This is a genomic window from Streptomyces sp. NBC_01304 (assembly GCF_035975855.1).
Classification (GTDB): domain Bacteria; phylum Actinomycetota; class Actinomycetes; order Streptomycetales; family Streptomycetaceae; genus Streptomyces.
In genome coordinates this window covers 5,210,150-5,227,174 of sequence record NZ_CP109055.1, presented here as the reverse complement: position 1 = coordinate 5,227,174, position 17,025 = coordinate 5,210,150, and the positions used below count along the sequence as shown (strand labels likewise).

Here is a 17,025-nt window from a genome sequence, read left to right as displayed (position 1 = left end):
GTGCGGTTGCCGGGCGTGAAGAAGACCACTCCTTCGTGGGGTGTGGGCGTGAGGTGCGTAGGGTCGTACCCATGAGTAGTGACCCCCTTGTCGTGCTCGGCTCGCTGCCGGGCGTGGCCGAATCCGTGGAGTCCGTGCGCAAGGCCGTGGACCGGGTCTACGGCCACCGTGTGATGCGGCGGCGCAGCCATGCGGTCACGTCCGAAGCGGCGCTGCGCGGTGCGCGTGGTTCGGCGGCGCTGGCCGGCGCGGACTGGGCGCTCGAAGAGGTGCGCAGGCGCAGTGACTTCAGCGTGGGCGACGAGGACCGCACGGTGGGTGCCGCACTGCGGCTGACCGCCGAGGCGGGGCAGTTGCTCTCCATCTGGCGGCAGTCGCCGCTGCGGGTGCTCGCGCGGCTGCATCTGGTGGCGGCCGGGGTCCAGGGCGACACGGTCGGGCGGCCGCGGCTCGGGGCCGAGCCGGTCGACGAACCGCTGGTCGAACTGCCGTTGCCGAGTGCCGAGGAAGTGGCGGGGCGGCTCGAGGGGCTGTCGCAGATGATCATCGCGGGGAGCTCTGCGCCCGCCCTGGTGACGGCCTCCGTGGTCCATGGCGAGCTGCTCGCGCTGCGCCCCTTCGGCTCGTACAACGGGCTTGTCGCGCGGGCGGCCGAGCGGATCGTGCTCATCGGCAGCGGTCTCGACCCGAAGTCCATCTGCCCGGCGGAGGCGGGTCACGGCGAGCTCGGGCGGGCCGCGTACGTGGCGGCGCTCGACGGCTATGCGTCCGGTACGCCGGAGGGGATGGCGGCGTGGATCGCGCATTGCGGCGAGGCGGTCGTGCTGGGGGTCAGGGAGTCGACCGCGGTGTGCGAGGCGCTGCAGCGCGGGGCGGCGTAGAACACGTCCCAAGTGGCCGGATGAGGCTGCGAAAAGAGCCTGAACAAGGTTGCGGCGGTACCAATTACTTCTGGTACCGCCGCTGGCATGTTCGTCCAGTTACCAAGCGTCCTCGAAATATTGCCCATCAGGTCGGGGTGCTTTGCCCGTTGCCTGGTGCGGCTGGCCCGTAATCGACGGGTCGACGTCGCGTGGGTGCTTGACGTTCATGCTCGGTCCGTGGGGCCTGTCATGCGTTCTACTAGGTGATCCTCTCGGATGTCCCTGGTCTCGCGGGCCGTTGACTCCTTTGTACTCCTGTCATGGAGGAAGCGAAAGCCCTGGCCGTACTTCTTTACTTTTAGGTTCAAACAGGTGCGAAACGGGCACGGCGTCGGCTGGCGTACCAGACCAGTCCGGCGGTGGCCGCGGCGGCGCCCACGGCGGCCGCGGCGACCAGTGCGGGGCGCGACGGCGCGGACAGCGAGGGCACTCGCTGCTTCAGCCGGACCGGCCGGTGGAAGTCGAGAATCGGCCAGTCCCGCGCGAGCGCCTCGCGGCGCAGGGTGCGGTCGGGATTGACCGCATAGGGGTGCCCGACGGTCTCCAGCATCGGGAGATCGGTGGCGGAGTCGCTGTACGCGTAGCACCGCTCGAGGTCGTATCCCTCGGACTTGGCGAGCTCGCGGATCGCCTCGGCCTTCGTCGGTCCGTACGCGTAGTACTCCACCTCACCGGTGAAGCAGCCGTCGTCGCCGACGACCATGCGGGTCGCCACCACCCGGTCCGCGCCCAGGAGTTCACCGACCGGCTCGACCACCTCCGCGCCCGAGGTGGAGACGATGACGACGTCCCGGCCGGCGGTGTGGTGGTCCTCGATGAGGGAGGCGGCCTCGTCGTAGATGATCGGGTCGATCAGCTCGTGCAGGGTCTCGGCGACGATCTCTCTGACCTGCTCGACGTTCCAGCCTTTGCAGAGCGCGGAGAGGTACTCGCGCATCCGCTCCATCTGATCGTGGTCGGCGCCGCCGACGAGAAAAATGAACTGGATGTACGCGGTGCGCAGCACGGCCCGGCGGTTGATCAGTCCTCCTTGGTAGAAGGACTTGGAGAACGTGAGCGTGCTCGACTTCGCAATGACCGTCTTGTCCAGGTCAAAGAAGGCGGCTGTGCGCGGCAAGGAGTGGCTTTCCACGTGCCTGAGCATAGGCGCCTGCTCATTCGGCCTAAGCTGGGGCGCGTGGGTTTGCCTCAGAAGGCTCTCGGGTACACCATGGAAGTCACGGATCGTTCGCGACCGTGCTAACCCGGTCTGGCTCCTCCCCCCCCGAGTCGGACCGTGGGGACGACCCCCGCTCTCCCCCCCCGGCGGGGGTCGTCGCATGTCCGGGCCCGTTTGGGCCCTTCTTTTTTGCCCCCGATACGGCGCTCCGTGCGGCTCTCGCGCGATCTTCCCGTCGTCCTCGCCATCCCAAGATTCGTCACGGTGAGTAGTCGTGACGCTGCTCTGCGGAAGTCTTCTGAAGTCGTGTCCGGTCACCGGGATGGGTGACGGCGATATTCACAACCGGCGAGTTGTCCACAGCATTTGAGCAAGATCCACACGATTTTCGGACGCCCTTCATCGTGATTCGAGCCGCGAAGTTCCGGGGCTCGTTCACAACCGCGTTCAAGGCCGCGTTGCGCATCGTGCGTTGAGTGGCGTGTTCCGGTCGTGTTCTCAGCCGTTCTTCGGTCGCTCTTCGGCCGTTGCCCGGCCGGTCTTCGGTCCCTTCGTGGCGTTTCGCGGTGCGGCATTCACGGCGTTCGCATCGTTCACGGCGAGAAGGGGTGGCGGGGGAATGGCTGGATCCATCACGTACGACCGGCCGGCGGGCGGCTCGGGCGCATCGGACAGCGGGGGATCGGACGGTGCGGGGCGGCAGCAGCCGGGGCCGCTGATCGTCACTGAGGACGTGGAGCTGCTCGACGACCTGCTGCGGCTGTGCGCCGCGGCGGGCGCGCGGCCGGAGGTCCATCACACGGTGCCGGACCGCGGGGGCGGCTGGGAGACGGCGCCCCTGGTGCTCGTCGGGGACGACGCGGCGGCCCGGGTGCGCGGGGCCGTGCGACGGCGCGGGGTCTGTCTGGTCGGGCACGACCAGGACGACCCGCGGGTGTGGCGGCGGGCGGTGGAGATCGGGGCCGACCATGTGCTGCGGCTGCCCGATGCCGAGCAGTGGCTCGTGGACCACATCGCCGATGTGGCGGAGGGCTTCGGGCGGCCGGCGCTGACCGTCGGGGTGCTCGGCGGGCGCGGTGGGGCCGGGGCCTCGACCCTGGCGTGCGCGCTGGCGGTGAATGCGGCCGAGGCGGGGCGGCGGACGATGCTCGTGGACGCCGATCCGCTGGGCGGCGGGCTCGATGTGCTGCTCGGCGGCGAGAGCGCGGACGGACTGCGCTGGCCGGCGTTCGCACGGTCGCGGGGGCGGCTCGGCTGCGGGGCGCTCGAGGAGTCGCTGCCCGAGCTGCACGCCATGCGGGTACTGAGCTGGGACCGCGGCGACTCGGTGGTGGTGCCGCCGGAGGCGATGCGGGCCGTGCTCGCCGCCGCGCGCAGGCGGGGCGGGGTCGTGGTGGTGGATCTGCCGCGCCGGGTCGACGAAGGGGTCGCCGAGGCGCTGGCCCAGATCGACCTCGGCCTTCTCGTGGTCCCGGCGGAGCTGCGCGCGGTGGCCGCGGCGGGCCGGGTCTCCGCTGCCGCGGAGATGGTGCTGCGGGATCTGCGGGCCGTGGTCCGCGGGCCGTTCGGTGCGGGGCTGGACGGGGAGGAGGTGGCGCGGCTCCTGGAGCTGCCGCTTGCCGGGGAACTGCCCTTCGAGGCCGGCCTTCCGGCGGCTCAGGGGCCGCCGGGCAGGGGTGGGCGGGGTCCCTTGGCCCGGTTCTGCTCGGAGTTCTGGGCGCGGGCCCTGTCTCTGTCGGAGGGCGGGGCATGAGGGTCGGTGCCGGTGAGGGAGCCGGCGGCGGATCTGGCGGCGGTGGCCGTGGCGGCTTCGGTGGACGCGGGGCTCGGTCGGGCCGGCTGGTCGCGGCAGGTGCCCGGACCGGCGACCTGGCGAGCGGTGCGGTGGTCGGTGCGCGGCTGCTCGACGGCGTACGGCAGTGGCTGGCCGCGAGCGGCTGCGAGCCGACACCGGCCCGGGTGGCGCAGGCCCTGCGGGAGCAAGGGCGGGTGCTCGGCGACACCGAACTGCTCGGGGTGGTCCGGGACTTGCGGTCCGAGCTGGTCGGGGCGGGGTCGCTGGAGCCGCTGCTCGCCGACCCCGAGGTGACGGATGTGCTGGTGCAGGCGCCCGACCGGGTGTGGGTGGACCGGGGGCACGGCCTCGAGCTGACCCCGGTGACCTTCCCGGACGCGGCGGCCGTGCGGCGCCTGGCCCAGCGGCTCGCGGCGGTCGCGGGGCGGCGCCTCGACGATGCGCGGCCCTGGGTGGACGCGCGGTTGCCGGACGGGACGCGGCTGCACGCGGTGCTGCCTCCGGTGGCGGTGGGCTCGACCTGTCTGTCGCTGCGGGTGGTGCGGCCCAGGGCCTTCTCGCTGGCGGAGTTGGTCGCCGCGGGCACGGTGCCGCCGGGCGGGGACCGGGTGCTCAGGGCACTCATCGAGGCCCGGCTCTCGTTCGTCATCAGCGGCGGCACGGGCTCGGGCAAGACCACCCTGCTGTCGGCGCTGCTCGGCATGGTCGGGCCGGGGGAGCGGATCGTACTGGCCGAGGATTCGGCCGAGTTGAGGCCCGAGCATCCCCATGTGGTGCGGCTGGAGACGCGGCCCGCCAATCAGGAGGGTGCGGGGCTCGTGACCCTGCAGGACCTGGTGCGCCAGGCGCTGCGGATGCGGCCCGACCGGTTGGTCGTCGGTGAGGTGCGCGGTGCGGAGGTGGTGCATCTGCTCGCCGCTCTCAATACCGGGCACGAGGGGGGCTGCGGGACGGTCCATGCCAATACCGCGGCGGACGTACCGGCCCGCCTCGAGGCGCTTGGCACGGCTGCCGGGCTCGAACGGACGGCTCTGCACAGCCAGTTGGCGGCCGCACTGTCCGTGGTGCTCCATCTCGTACGGGATCGGGGCGGGCGGCGGCGGATCGCCGAGGTGCACGTCCTTGAGCGGGATGCGGCGGGGCTGGTGGTCGCCGTGCCGGCGCTTCGGTGGGGGGCCGAGGCCTTTGCGTACGAGCGGGGCTGGGAGCGGTTGCGGGGGTTGCTCGGGGGTGTGGGGTGACGGCTGTGCGGCTCAGGGGTGTTCGGGAGGTGGGTTTGGTCATGGGGTTCGTGGGTTCGCTCGTGGGAGGTGAGTGGTGATGTCGGGGGAAGGGGCGGTGACTTCGGCCGCCGCAACGGCGGCTTCTGGGGCTCCGGCGTACGCCGCCGCCGTGTGTGCGGGGGCCGCGGCCTGGCTGACGGTGGAGCGGGACCGGGGTGTACGGCGGGCCCGGCTTGTGTGTGCGGGTGAGGGTGCGGAGCCCGGTGGGGTGGCTCCGTGGCAGCGGCTCGTCGGGTGGGTTCGGGCCCGTGTGCGGCGTGAATGGTGGTGCTTGGCCGTCGGGTTGGCGGTCGCCGTGCTCGGGGAGTCGGTGGTGCCGCTCGTCCTGGGGGCGCTGGGCGTGCCCTTGGTGGGGCGGCTGCTGCGGGCCCGGGAGCGGCGCCGGGCGCGTGCGGCGCGGGTCGATGCGGTCATCGCGCTGTGCGCCGCGCTCGCCGGTGAGGTGCGGGCGGGGCGGCAGCCGGGTGCGGCGCTGCTTGCTGCCGCACGGTCCGCGGAGGGGGCGGTTGGGCTCGGCGGGGGCGCGGCCGGGGTGCTCGCGGCCGCGCGGTTCGGCGGGGACGTACCGGGTGCGCTGCGTGCTGCGGCGCGGGAGCCCGGTGCGGAAGGCCTCCTCGGTCTCGCGGCGTGCTGGTGCGTCGCGGTGGATCGCGGGGCGGGGCTCGCGTCGGGGCTCGGGCGGCTGACGGAGGCGCTGCGGGCCGAGCGTGAGCAACGGGCCGACCTGCGGGCCCAGATGGCCACACCACGATCGACCGCGGTGCTGCTCGCCGTGCTGCCCGTGGTGGGGCTCCTGATGGGCACGGGGATCGGGGCGGAGCCGCTGCGGGTCCTGCTGCACACGCCTGCCGGGCTCGCGTGCCTGCTGGTGGGCGGGGTCCTGGAGGGAGTGGGCGTGTGGTGGGCGGTGCGGATTCTGCGCGGGGCGGTGAGGTGATGAGCGCGGAGGTTGTCCACAGGCTGGGGGTGGCGCTGCCGCTGATCGCGGCCGTGGCGGGCGTGGTGTGGGCGGTGGTCGCCGGACGGCGGGAGCGGAGGGTTCGCCGGAGGCTCGGAGTGATGTTCGGGGTGCGGCGTGCCGGGCGGCGGAAGCCGGTGTGGCGAGTCGGGGGCGGAGGTTGGGCGCCCGTGGTCGGTGTGGCTTGTGCCGGGTTCGTCCTGGTGGGCGGGGCCCTGGGATGCCTGCTGGGGCTGGCCGCGGGGTGCGGCGTGCGGCGGTGGCTGCGGCTCAGGCCGCGGGACCGTCCGTCGGAGGAAGCCGAAGCGGGGCCGCAACTACCGCTTGCCGCTGATCTGTTGGCGGCCTGCATCGCCGCCGGGGCCGGGCCCGTGGAGGCGGCTCGGGCGGTCGGGGATTCGCTGGACGGGCCGGTCGGCGAGCGACTGGCGCGGGCAGCGGCGGAGCTGCGGCTCGGGGGTGAACCGGAGCGGGCCTGGGGGCGGTTGGGTGCGATACCTGGCGCCGGGCAGCTTGCGACCTGCCTGGAGCGGGCCGGCGCCTCGGGGATTCCGGCGGCGGAGCAGATGGCGCAGCTCGCCACCGAGTGCCGCGCGGAGTGGGCGCGTACGTCCAAGGAGAGGGCGCACCGGGCCGGGGTCTTGATGGCCGCACCGCTCGGGCTGTGCCTGCTGCCGGCCTTCCTCGTGGTCGGGGTGGTGCCGGTGGTGATCGGACTGGCGAGCGGGATCTTGAGCGGCGGGTGAGGGGGACGTCGGCCGCCTGGTGTTCAGGTGTGCCTGTGCAGCGGACTGTGCGGGTGAAGACGTGGCGGCCTCGACAGGGCGCCGTCATCGAAAGAGCCGGAAACGGCAGACCAGTTGGGGGTTGAGATGAGGTTCTTCAGGCGGGTACGCAGCCGGATGCGGGCGGACGACGCGGGGATGACGACGTCCGAGTACGCGTTGGGGACTGTCGCGGCATGCGGGTTCGCAGCGGTGCTCTACCGGGTGGTGACGTCTGACGGGGTGAAGGCGGCGCTGCAGTCGGTCATCGGGAGGGCGCTCGGTGTCCAGTTCTGACCGGGGCGGCGACCGTTCCTGTCGCCGGGGTGACGGTGGCTATGTGACGGCGGAGGCGGCCGTGGTGATACCCGCGCTCGTGCTGCTCGGGGTGGCGCTGCTCTGGGCCCTGATGACGGCGTCCGCGCAGATCCGGTGCGTGGACGCGGCCAGAGCGGGGGCGCGCGCGGCGGCGCGGCAGGAGGAGCCCCGTGCGGTGGTGGCGGCGGCCGAGCAGGCGGCGCCGGGCGGGGCACGGGTCGCGGTGCGCCGGGAGGGCGATCTGGTGCGGGTGTCGGTGTCGGCGGGCTCGCCGGGGCCCGGAGGGCTGTCGCTGGACCTCGGGGCCGAGGCGGTGGCGCTGGCGGAGGACAGCGTGGGGGTGGAGCGTTGAGGGTCGGGAGTTGGGTGGTGCCGCCGGCCGGGGGCGGGTGGTGCGCCGGCCTGCGCTGTTTCGGTAGGCGGTGGGTGGGTGCGAGGCGTGCGGGAGGGCGCGGGGATCGCGGGTCCGCGACGGTGTGGGTGGTGGTGATGGCCGCCGCGTTGGGGGCGGTCTTCGGGGCGGTGCTGCTGCTCGGGCAGGCGGTGCTGGTCCGGCATCGGGCCGGTGGCGCCGCGGACTTGGCCGCGTTGGCCGCGGCGGACCGGGCCCTGCAAGGGCGGGAGGTGGCCTGCGGCACTGCGGCGCGGGTGGCCCGGGAGCAGGGCGCCGAGGTGGTGCGGTGCGTGGTGGAGGGGGAGGTCGCCGATGTGACGGTGCGGGCGCGGGCCGGGGCGTTCGGCTCGACGGTGCGCTCCAGGGCGGGGCCTGCGGCGGGGCTCACGGGGTGGCCGGGGTGAGGTGTTCGCGGCCCTGGGTTGCGTCCGAGTCCGAGTCGGAGCAGGGTCCCTCCGAGTCCGAGTCCGAGTCCGAGTCCGAGTCCGAGTCCGAGCCCGATCCCGATCCCGAGTCCGAGTCGGATCCCGAGCCAGATCCCGGGCCCGAGGCTGAGCCGGAGCCGGAGCCGGAGCCAGATCCCGAGCTAGAGGCTGAGCCCGAGCCGGATCCCGAGCGCGCATCGCTCAGCCCCGCCGCGTCCGGCGCGCGCATCGCCCACGCCTGCCGTCCGGTGTCCGCATCGCTCAACCTGCCGTGTCCGGTGCCCCCTTCAGCAACTCCGTGAGCAGCCGGACCGCCCCCCGTTTGTGCAACGGGTCGTTGCCGTTGCCGCACTTGGGGGACTGGATGCAGGACGGGCAGCCCGCCTCGCACTCGCAGGACGCGATGGCCTGGCGGGTGGCGGTCAGCCAGGAGCGGGCCGTGTGGAAGGCGCGCTCCGCGAAGCCCGCGCCGCCCGGGTGGCCGTCGTACACGAAGACCGTCGGCAGCAATGTGTCCGGGTGGAGCGGGATGGAGACCCCGCCGATGTCCCAGCGGTCGCAGGTGGCGAAGAGCGGCAGCATCCCGATGGAGGCGTGCTCGGCGGCGTGCAGGGCGCCGCCGAGGATCTCCGGGTTGATCCGGGCCGCGTCCAGCTGGTCCTCGGTGACCGTCCACCACACCGCGCGGGTGCGCAGCGTACGAGGAGGGAGGTCGAGCTTGGATTCGCCGAGCACTTCGCCGGTGATGAGGCGGCGGCGCAGGAAGGAGACGACCTGGTTGGTGACTTCGACCGAGCCGTAACACAACCTGCCCTGGCCCCAGGGGACTTCGACGTCCGTCTCCAGGACGGAGATGGCCGTGGTGTCCCGGGCGGTCGTGGAGTACGGCGGGTTGGCCTCCTCGACCAGGGCGACCGAGTCGGCCAGGTCCAGGTCCTTCACCAGGTACGTACGGCCCTGGTGGAGGTGGACGGCGCCGGTGTGCACGGCCGTGTGGGCCGAGCCGGCGTCGACCGTGCCGAGCAGCGTGCCGGTGCCGGACTCGACGACCTGGATCGGGCTGCCGCCCTCGCCCCGGATGTCGGCCAGGTCGGCGGCGCGCTCTCGGCGGGTCCAGTGCCAGGCCTTGGTGCGCCGGCGCAGCAGCTTCGCGGCCTCCAGCTGCGGGAGCAGCTCCTCGGCGGCCGGACCGAAGAGCATCATGTCCTCGTCCGTCAAAGGGAGTTCGGCCGCGGCGGCGCACAGGTGCGGGGCCAGGACGTACGGGTTGTCGGGGTCGAGGACGGTCGATTCGACCGGCTGCTGGAACAGGGCCTCGGGGTGGTGGACGAGGAAGGTGTCCAGCGGGTCGTCCCGGGCCACCAGGATCGCGAGGGCGCCCTGCCCGGACCGTCCGGCCCGGCCCGCCTGCTGCCACAGCGAGGCCCGGGTCCCCGGGTAGCCGGCGATGACGACGGCGTCCAGGCCCGAGATGTCGATGCCGAGTTCGAGGGCGGTGGTGGCGGCGAGGCCGAGGAGCTCGCCGGAGTGCAGGGCGCGTTCCAGGGCGCGGCGTTCGCCGGGGAGGTAGCCGCCCCGGTAGGCGGCGACCCGCTTGACCAGCGAGCGGTCGACCTCGGCGAGCCGTTCCTGGGCGATGACCGAGATCAGTTCGGCGCCGCGGCGGGAACGTACGAAGGCGACCGAGCGCACGCCCTGCACGGTCAGGTCGGTGAGCAGGTCGGCGGTCTCGGCGGTGGCCGTGCGACGGACCGGGGCGCCCTTCTCGCCGTGCAGTTCGGTGAGCGGCGGCTCCCAGAGGGCGAAGACCATCTCGCCGCGCGGCGAGGCGTCGTCGGCGACCTCCTTCACCGGGAGGCCCGTCAGCCGGCCGGCCGCGACGGAGGGGTCGGCCGCCGTGGCGGACGCCAGCAGGAACACCGGATCGGAACCGTAGCGCGCGCAGAGGCGGCGCAGGCGGCGGATGATCTGGGCGACGTGCGAGCCGAAGACGCCGCGGTAGGTGTGGCACTCGTCGATGACGACATAGCGCAGGGCGCGCAGGAAGGAGGACCAGCGGGGGTGGGAGGGCAATATCCCGCGGTGCAGCATGTCGGGATTGGTCAGGACGTAGTTGGCGTACTGGCGTACCCACTCGCGTTCCTCGACCGGGGTGTCCCCGTCGTAGACCGCCGGTCTGATGGCGTTTCCGAGCGGCCCGGCGAGGTGCTTCACGGAGCGGCGCTGGTCGGCGGCCAGGGCCTTGGTGGGGGCCAGGTAGAGGGCGGTGGCGCCGCGGCCGTTCGGCGCCTCGGAGCCGTCGAGGAGCGTGGAGAGCACCGGCATCAGATACGCCAGGGACTTCCCGGAGGCCGTGCCGGTGGCCACGACCACGGACTGTCCGTCCAGGGCGTGCTCGGCCGCGAGTGCCTGATGGGCCCAGGGGTGCTCGATTCCGGCATCCTGGACCGCCGCGATCACTTCCGATCGAATTCGATCAGGCCAGACGGCATGACGGCCCTCCCGCGGGGGCAAGTGCTCCGTATGAGTGATGCGCGAAGCCCGGCTCTCCCCTGCGGAAAGCCGGTCCAGGACCATGCGCGGCGACGGGCGGACAGAAGCGGTCGCCGGGGGTCGATCGGATCGGTGATTCTTGGCCATCAACGCCGAGTGTGTCACTGGCAGGACGGACAATGGTCCCAAGGCGTCGTGCACGCCTGCCGGTAAGTGATTGAATGCCATCGCGGCTGGCGGCCGCCCCAGGCCCGAGCGTCTGAAGCTCGGGTGTCCCGGGGGCGACCGCTCGATAGCAAGGTGCTGGAGGATCCGTGGACCTGTCCCTGTCGACTCGTACCGTCGGCGATCGTACGGTCGTCGAGGTCGGTGGCGAAATTGATGTGTATACCGCGCCCAAGCTGCGCGAACAGCTGGTCGAGCTGGTGAATGACGGCAGTTTCCACCTTGTCGTCGACATGGAGGGCGTGGACTTCCTCGACTCCACCGGGCTCGGCGTGCTGGTCGGCGGTCTCAAGCGTGTGCGCGCCCATGAGGGCTCGCTGCGCCTGGTCTGCAACCAGGAGCGCATTCTGAAGATCTTCCGCATCACCGGCCTCACCAAGGTGTTCCCGATCCACACCTCGGTCGAGGAAGCGGTAGCGGCCACCGACTGAGGGCCGGTGCCCCCGGGTCGCGTTGGCCCGGGGGAGCAGGAGCCAGGGCCCGTCTCCCCGATCTTCGCGGGCCCGCGACGCCTGGCACGCACGCTCGACGCACCGACCGAAAGCCCAAGTACGTCCGGTCCATGGACGGGGCCTTCCGGCCGGCACGCCGATCGCACGCACCAGACGCCGCAGGCTGTTCCGCGAAAATCGGGGAGACGGGCCCTGGGGGTACCGGGTCATCGGCTTCACCGCCGGCCGCCCGGCCCCCTGAAAGCACGCTCACACGTCCGAGGGGGATGTATGGCCACCGTTGAACTCCGCTTCAGTGCGCTGCCCGAGCACGTCAGGACCGCCCGTCTGGTGGCGGCCGCAGTGGCGCGCAGGGCCGGAGTGGACGAGGCCGTGCTCGACGAGGTGCGGCTCGCCGTCGGCGAGGCCTGCACCCGTGCCGTCGGGCTGCATCAGACCAATGGCGTCTCGGCGCCGGTGCGCGTGGTCCTCACCGAGGAGGAGAAGCAGTTCTCCATCGAGGTCGGTGACGAGGCGCCGCACAGCGGCACTTCGGAGGGCGCGGTGCCGGGCGTGCGCGGCAGCGCGGACGTCCTGGACGCCGAGGGCGAGGGCGACGAGGACCAGATGGGCCTCGCCGTCATCGGCGGTCTGGTGGACGACGTGGAGGTCACCGCCGACGAGTCCGGGGGCCTCATTCGGATGAGCTGGCCGAAGGCGCCGGAACCGCTGCTTCCCTGACGTCAACTCCGGGCGTATGCGTCCGGTTGCACGGGGAGCGGAACGCGCCCTCCCGTTTCGATCTTCTTCAAGGCCCTGCTGAGCAGGGCCTTTTTCTTTTTCCCCGAGCATTTCCTAGATCGTTGATCAAGCGTCAATGCCTTTGAGGCATTACCACTTTCGGGGCCAATCGAGGAACGCGATCATTTGCTGATGAGCAACTGAAGGCCAATTCCGTTTGCCGCCCACTGTTTTGATCAGGTGGAGCTCCCTACAATCCGTCCACATCTTGAGCTCAGCCCCAGCGTCAAGGAGGACGAATGACGGGGCTTTCTACCCCTCATCAGTTTGACCACCCCACAACCTTCGCAGCCGCAGTACTCACCTCGGACAACCGCCTGATCGTGGTGGCCATCGGGGTCATCGCCCTTGCGGCGCTTGCCCTGGCCGGGGTCCTGGTCCGCCAGGTGCTCGCGGCGGGCGAAGGCACCGAGAAGATGAAGGAGATCGCGTCAGCGGTCCAGGAAGGCGCAAATGCCTATCTGGCCAGGCAGTTGCGCACCCTCGGCGTATTCGCCGTAGCGGTGTTCTTCCTGCTCATGCTGCTGCCCGCGGACGACTGGAACCAGCGCGCCGGACGATCGGTCTTCTTCCTGATCGGAGCGCTCTTCTCGGCCGCCACCGGCTATATCGGCATGTGGCTCGCCGTCCGCAGCAATGTGCGTGTGGCAGCCGCCGCCCGCGAAGCAACACCGGCAGAAGGCGAGCCGGCCAAGGACCTCACCGAGGTCTCCCACAAGGCCATGAAGATCGCTTTCCGTACGGGCGGCGTAGTCGGCATGTTCACGGTGGGGCTCGGTCTGCTGGGCGCCTCCTGTGTGGTGCTCGTGTACGCCGCCGACGCACCGAAGGTCCTCGAGGGCTTCGGTCTCGGTGCCGCACTGATCGCGATGTTCATGCGTGTCGGCGGCGGCATCTTCACCAAGGCCGCCGACGTCGGCGCCGACCTGGTCGGCAAGGTCGAGCAGGGCATTCCGGAGGACGACCCGCGCAATGCCGCGACCATCGCCGACAACGTGGGCGACAACGTCGGCGACTGCGCCGGCATGGCCGCGGACCTCTTCGAGTCGTACGCCGTCACCCTGGTCGCCGCGCTGATCCTCGGCAAGGCGGCCTTCGGTGACGCGGGTCTCGCCTTCCCGCTGATCGTCCCCGCGATCGGTGTGGTCACGGCGATGATCGGCATCTTCGCGGTGGCGCCCCGGCGCTCCGACCGCAGCGGGATGAGCGCGATCAACCGCGGGTTCTTCATCTCCGCGGTCATCTCGCTCGCCCTGGTGGCGGCGGCCGTCTACACCTATCTGCCCGCCACGTACGCCGAGTTGAAGGGCGCGGGCGAGGGAATCGCCGGCCACAGCGGGGACCCGCGGGTCCTCGCCGTCGTCGCGGTCGCCATCGGTATCGTCCTGGCCGCACTGATCCAGCAGCTGACCGGGTACTTCACCGAGACCACCCGGCGTCCCGTCAGGGACATCGGCAAGACCTCGCTGACCGGTCCCGCGACCGTCGTCCTGGCCGGTATCTCCCTCGGTCTGGAATCCGCCGTCTACACCGCGCTGTTGATCGGCCTCGGTGTGTACGGCGCGTTCCTGCTCGGCGGTGCGTCGATCATGCTGGCGCTGTTCGCGGTGGCCCTGGCCGGTACCGGCCTGCTCACCACGGTCGGCGTCATCGTCGCCATGGACACCTTCGGTCCGGTCTCCGACAACGCCCAGGGCATCGCCGAGATGTCGGGCGACGTCGAGGGCGCGGGCGCCCAGGTCCTCACCGACCTGGACGCGGTGGGCAACACCACCAAGGCCATCACCAAGGGCATCGCCATCGCCACGGCCGTACTGGCCGCGGCGGCACTCTTCGGCTCGTATCGCGATGCCATCGCGACCGCGGTCGGGGACATCGACGAGGAACTCGGGGCCGGTGCCCTGATGAACCTCACGATGGACATCTCGCAGCCCAACAACCTGGTGGGCCTGATCCTCGGTGCCGCGGTCGTCTTCCTCTTCTCGGGGCTGGCGATCAACGCGGTGTCGCGGTCGGCCGGAGCCGTGGTCTACGAGGTGCGGCGGCAGTTCCGCGAGCACCCCGGGATCATGGACTACACCGAGAAGCCCGAGTACGGCCGCGTCGTCGACATCTGCACCAAGGACGCGCTGCGCGAGCTGACCACGCCAGGTCTGCTCGCCGTGCTCACGCCGATCGCGGTCGGCTTCACCTTCGGTGTGGGCGCGCTCGGCTCGTTCCTCGCGGGTGCCATCGGCACCGGCACCCTGATGGCGGTCTTCCTCGCCAACTCCGGTGGTGCGTGGGACAACGCCAAGAAGCTCGTCGAGGACGGCCACCACGGCGGCAAGGGCAGCGAGGCCCATGCCGCGACCGTCATCGGCGACACGGTCGGCGACCCGTTCAAGGACACCGCGGGTCCGGCGATCAACCCCCTGCTGAAGGTGATGAACCTGGTGGCGCTGCTCATCGCGCCGGCGGTCGTCCAGTTCAGCTACGGCGACGACGCGAATGCGCCGCTGCGGGCCGGGATCGCGGTCCTGTCCATCCTGGTCATCGTCGGAGCGGTCTACATCTCCAAGCGGCGGGGAATCGCCGTGGGTGACGAAGGCAACTCCGAGCGGGTGGCCAAGGCCGTGGATCCGGCGACGGTTTCCTGACGGCAGCTCAACAGGCGGGCGGGCGGCGCACTTTGATGCGCCGCCCGCCCCTCTTTTGTTTCATGAACCTTGTCTCCCTTGGTGCAAATGGCTGCAATAGGGTCTCAAGCGGGCGCACGACACGCTGGAGTCGCCCACTTGGCGTGTATGTTCCGGGGCCGAGAGCCATGGAAGGGACCAATCCGGTGAACAAGAAGCTTGCAGCCGCACTGTCCGGCGGTGCGGTACTGGTACTGGCGATGTCGACGACAGGGTGCAGCAGCGACGACGGCAACAAGAAGCTCGACGACTGGGCGAAGTCGTTGTGCGGCCAGATCCAGCCGCAGCTCGAGAAGAGCGTCAAGGCACAGCAGACCATCGTCTCGACGGCCGCGGACGGCAAGCCGGAGGAGATCCAGAAGGCGGACTCGGCGGCGTTCCAGGCCATCGCCGACGCCGACAAGGCCATCGCGGGAGCCCTGGAGAAGGCGGGCCCGCCGCCGGTCGACAACGGCAAGAAGATCCAGCAGGACGCCATCAAGGACCTCAACGAGGCCGCCAAGTCGTACGAGGCCCTGAAGAAGACGGTCGACGACCTGGACGCCAAGGACTCCTCGCCCGAGGGTCTGAAGGAGTTCTCGAAGGGTCTGCAGAAGGTCGCGGACGACCTCGGCAAGATCCAGAAGGACGGGGACGGCGCGCTGAAGTCCCTCCTGAACGGCGAGGTCGGCGACGCGATCTCCAAGCAGGACGACTGCAAGGCGGACGCCTCACCGAAGCCGTCGAAGGCCTAGCAGTACAGGCACCGCGAAGGGCCCGGCACGCGCGCGTGCCGGGCCCTTTGGCGTACGCACGTCCGCGGGGGAGGACAATGGACCGCGTGAGTACGACCAGCCTGCCCACGACCGACCGCGCCGGCCTCGCCGCCCGCCTGCGGGAAGCCTTCCTCGCCGCCGACTTCACGGCCGACGGCCTGCTAGACCTGCTCGGCGCCCCCGCCTACGCGGCGCTCGCCCGCAGCGAGACCGTGCCCGCCCTGCGCGCCACGCGCGGCGACGGCCCGCTGGAGGCGCTCGTACGGCTCTTCCTGCTGCAGCAGCCCGTCGCCCACGCGCGCGTGCCGGCCGTTTTGCCGGTCGACGACCTCCTTGCGGACGGTTGGCTGTCCCAGCAGGGTGACGAGCTGCGGGCGACCGTGGACGTACGTCCCTACGGCGGGCCCGACGGCGAGGACTGGTTCATCGTGTCCGACCTGGGCTGCGCGGTCGGCGGCGCGGGCGGCATCGGCAGCAGCGACGAGGGCGTCGTCCTCGGCGTCGGCGGGGCCTCCACGACGCTCGCCGGCATCACCGTGCGTACGCCCGTCGCGAGCGCCCTCGACCTCGGCACCGGATCCGGCATCCAGGCCCTGCACGCCGCCCAGCACGCCACGCGCGTGACCGCGACGGACCTCAACCCGCGCGCGCTGCACATCACCCGTCTCACGCTCGCCCTGTCCGGCGCGCCCGAGGCCGAGCTGCGCGAGGGCTCGCTCTTCGAGCCGGTCGCGGACGAGACGTACGACCTGATCGTCTCCAACCCGCCCTTCGTCATCTCGCCCGGCGCCAGGCTCACTTACCGCGATGGCGGGATGGGCGGGGACGATCTGTGCCGCACGCTCGTTCAGCAGGCGGGGGCACGGCTGAACGACGGGGGATACGCCCAGTTCCTCGCCAACTGGCAGCACGTGGACGGGGAGGAGTGGCAGGACCGGCTGCGCTCCTGGGTGCCGCGCGGCTGTGACGCCTGGATCGTGCAGCGCGAGGTGCAGGACGTCACCCAGTACGCCGAGCTGTGGCTGCGCGACGCGGGGGACCACCGCACCGATCCCGCCGAGTACGCGGCCCGGTACGAGGCCTGGCTGGACGAGTTCGAGGCCCGCAAGACCAAGGCCGTGGGCTTCGGGTGGATCACGCTGCGGAAGTCGGGCGCGGCGGAGCCCTCGATCACCGTCGAGGAGTGGCCGCATCCGGTGGAGCAGCCGCTCGGTGACGCGGTACGCGCGCACTTCGAGCGGCAGGACCACCTGCGGGCGCACGACGACGCGGCGCTCCTCGAAGGCCACTTCAAGCTCGCCGTAGAGGTGGTCCAGGAGCAGGTCGGGCTGCCCGGCGCCGAGGACCCCGAGCACGTCGTCCTGCGCCAGCACCGCGGGATGCGCCGCGCCACCAAGGTGGACACGGTCGGCGCGGGCTTCGCGGGCGTCTGCGACGGCACGCTGAGTGCCGGGCAGATCCTGGACGCCATCGCCCAACTGGTGGGCGAGGACCCGGTGTTGCTGCGCGACCGCTCGCCCGCGCAGATCCGGCTGCTCGTCGAGCAGGGATTCCTCGAGCCGGTTCTCTGAGAGGGCGTCCTGAGGGGCGGGAGCGGCGCCCGCGTCACCTGGGGTTCCTGTG

The 17,025-nt window shown here is 71.6% G+C and carries 15 protein-coding genes; 13 read left to right on the top strand and 2 right to left on the bottom strand.

Annotated elements, in window-relative coordinates:
• The first annotated feature begins 71 nt into the window (after window positions 1-71).
• Window positions 72-881, top strand: coding sequence for an oxidoreductase (locus OG430_RS23015; RefSeq protein ID WP_327354460.1), 810 nt, complete (start codon window positions 72-74; stop codon window positions 879-881).
• A gap of 346 nt (window positions 882-1,227) precedes the next feature.
• On the opposite strand, the gene OG430_RS23010 is transcribed toward OG430_RS23015, so the two are convergent.
• Entirely contained in the window at window positions 1,228-2,067 is an 840-nt protein-coding gene (locus OG430_RS23010; RefSeq protein WP_327354459.1) for an HAD family hydrolase, read from the bottom strand.
• Window positions 2,068-2,701: 634 nt separating this feature from the next.
• On the opposite strand from OG430_RS23010, the gene ssd reads away from it, so the two are divergent.
• The 7 genes from ssd to OG430_RS22975 all read left to right on the top strand — a co-directional run bounded on the left by ssd (window position 2,702) and on the right by OG430_RS22975 (window position 7,998).
• Entirely contained in the window at window positions 2,702-3,835 is a 1,134-nt protein-coding gene (gene ssd / locus OG430_RS23005) for a septum site-determining protein Ssd (RefSeq protein WP_327354458.1), read from the top strand.
• A complete protein-coding gene (locus tag OG430_RS23000; protein WP_327354457.1) occupies window positions 3,832-5,118 on the top strand; it encodes a TadA family conjugal transfer-associated ATPase in 1,287 nt (428 codons plus the stop codon). Before ssd ends, OG430_RS23000 begins: the two co-directional genes overlap by 4 nt.
• A 79-nt stretch (window positions 5,119-5,197) precedes the next feature.
• Window positions 5,198-6,097 carry a type II secretion system F family protein gene (locus OG430_RS22995; protein ID WP_327354456.1) on the top strand — a complete coding sequence of 300 codons (900 nt, stop codon included), beginning with the start codon at window positions 5,198-5,200 and terminating at the stop codon, window positions 6,095-6,097.
• Window positions 6,097-6,864 (top strand): type II secretion system F family protein, encoded by a 768-nt coding sequence (locus OG430_RS22990; RefSeq protein ID WP_327354455.1) that lies wholly within the window; start codon window positions 6,097-6,099, stop codon window positions 6,862-6,864. Before OG430_RS22995 ends, OG430_RS22990 begins: the two co-directional genes overlap by 1 nt.
• Before the next feature lie 126 nt (window positions 6,865-6,990).
• A complete protein-coding gene (locus OG430_RS22985; RefSeq protein WP_327354454.1) occupies window positions 6,991-7,179 on the top strand; it encodes a DUF4244 domain-containing protein in 189 nt (62 codons plus the stop codon).
• Window positions 7,166-7,552, top strand: a complete 387-nt coding sequence (locus OG430_RS22980; protein ID WP_327354453.1) for a TadE family type IV pilus minor pilin — start codon at window positions 7,166-7,168, stop codon at window positions 7,550-7,552. The genes OG430_RS22985 and OG430_RS22980 overlap by 14 nt, the downstream gene beginning before the upstream one ends.
• A 74-nt stretch (window positions 7,553-7,626) precedes the next feature.
• Window positions 7,627-7,998 (top strand): Rv3654c family TadE-like protein, encoded by a 372-nt coding sequence (locus tag OG430_RS22975; protein ID WP_327354452.1) that lies wholly within the window; start codon window positions 7,627-7,629, stop codon window positions 7,996-7,998.
• 282 nt (window positions 7,999-8,280) lie between these two features.
• Here the strand turns inward: OG430_RS22975 and OG430_RS22970 are convergent, their stop codons facing one another.
• Complete coding sequence (locus OG430_RS22970; protein WP_327354451.1) at window positions 8,281-10,740, bottom strand: DEAD/DEAH box helicase; 2,460 nt, start codon at window positions 10,738-10,740, stop codon at window positions 8,281-8,283.
• Window positions 10,741-10,826: 86 nt separating this feature from the next.
• Here OG430_RS22970 and bldG point away from each other — a divergent pair, with 86 nt between their 5' ends.
• The 5 genes from bldG (at window position 10,827) to OG430_RS22945 (ending at window position 16,973) form a co-directional block, all read left to right on the top strand.
• Window positions 10,827-11,168 carry an anti-sigma factor antagonist BldG gene (bldG, locus tag OG430_RS22965; protein WP_003975386.1) on the top strand — a complete coding sequence of 114 codons (342 nt, stop codon included), beginning with the start codon at window positions 10,827-10,829 and terminating at the stop codon, window positions 11,166-11,168.
• A gap of 291 nt (window positions 11,169-11,459) precedes the next feature.
• Entirely contained in the window at window positions 11,460-11,909 is a 450-nt protein-coding gene (locus tag OG430_RS22960; protein ID WP_327354450.1) for an ATP-binding protein, read from the top strand.
• 299 nt (window positions 11,910-12,208) lie between these two features.
• Window positions 12,209-14,608 carry a sodium-translocating pyrophosphatase gene (locus OG430_RS22955; protein ID WP_327354449.1) on the top strand — a complete coding sequence of 800 codons (2,400 nt, stop codon included), beginning with the start codon at window positions 12,209-12,211 and terminating at the stop codon, window positions 14,606-14,608.
• Between the two features lie 185 nt (window positions 14,609-14,793).
• Window positions 14,794-15,381 carry a small secreted protein gene (locus OG430_RS22950; protein WP_327354448.1) on the top strand — a complete coding sequence of 196 codons (588 nt, stop codon included), beginning with the start codon at window positions 14,794-14,796 and terminating at the stop codon, window positions 15,379-15,381.
• Window positions 15,382-15,458: 77 nt separating this feature from the next.
• Window positions 15,459-16,973 (top strand): class I SAM-dependent methyltransferase, encoded by a 1,515-nt coding sequence (locus OG430_RS22945; RefSeq protein WP_327354447.1) that lies wholly within the window; start codon window positions 15,459-15,461, stop codon window positions 16,971-16,973.
• Window positions 16,974-17,025: the final 52 nt, after the last annotated feature.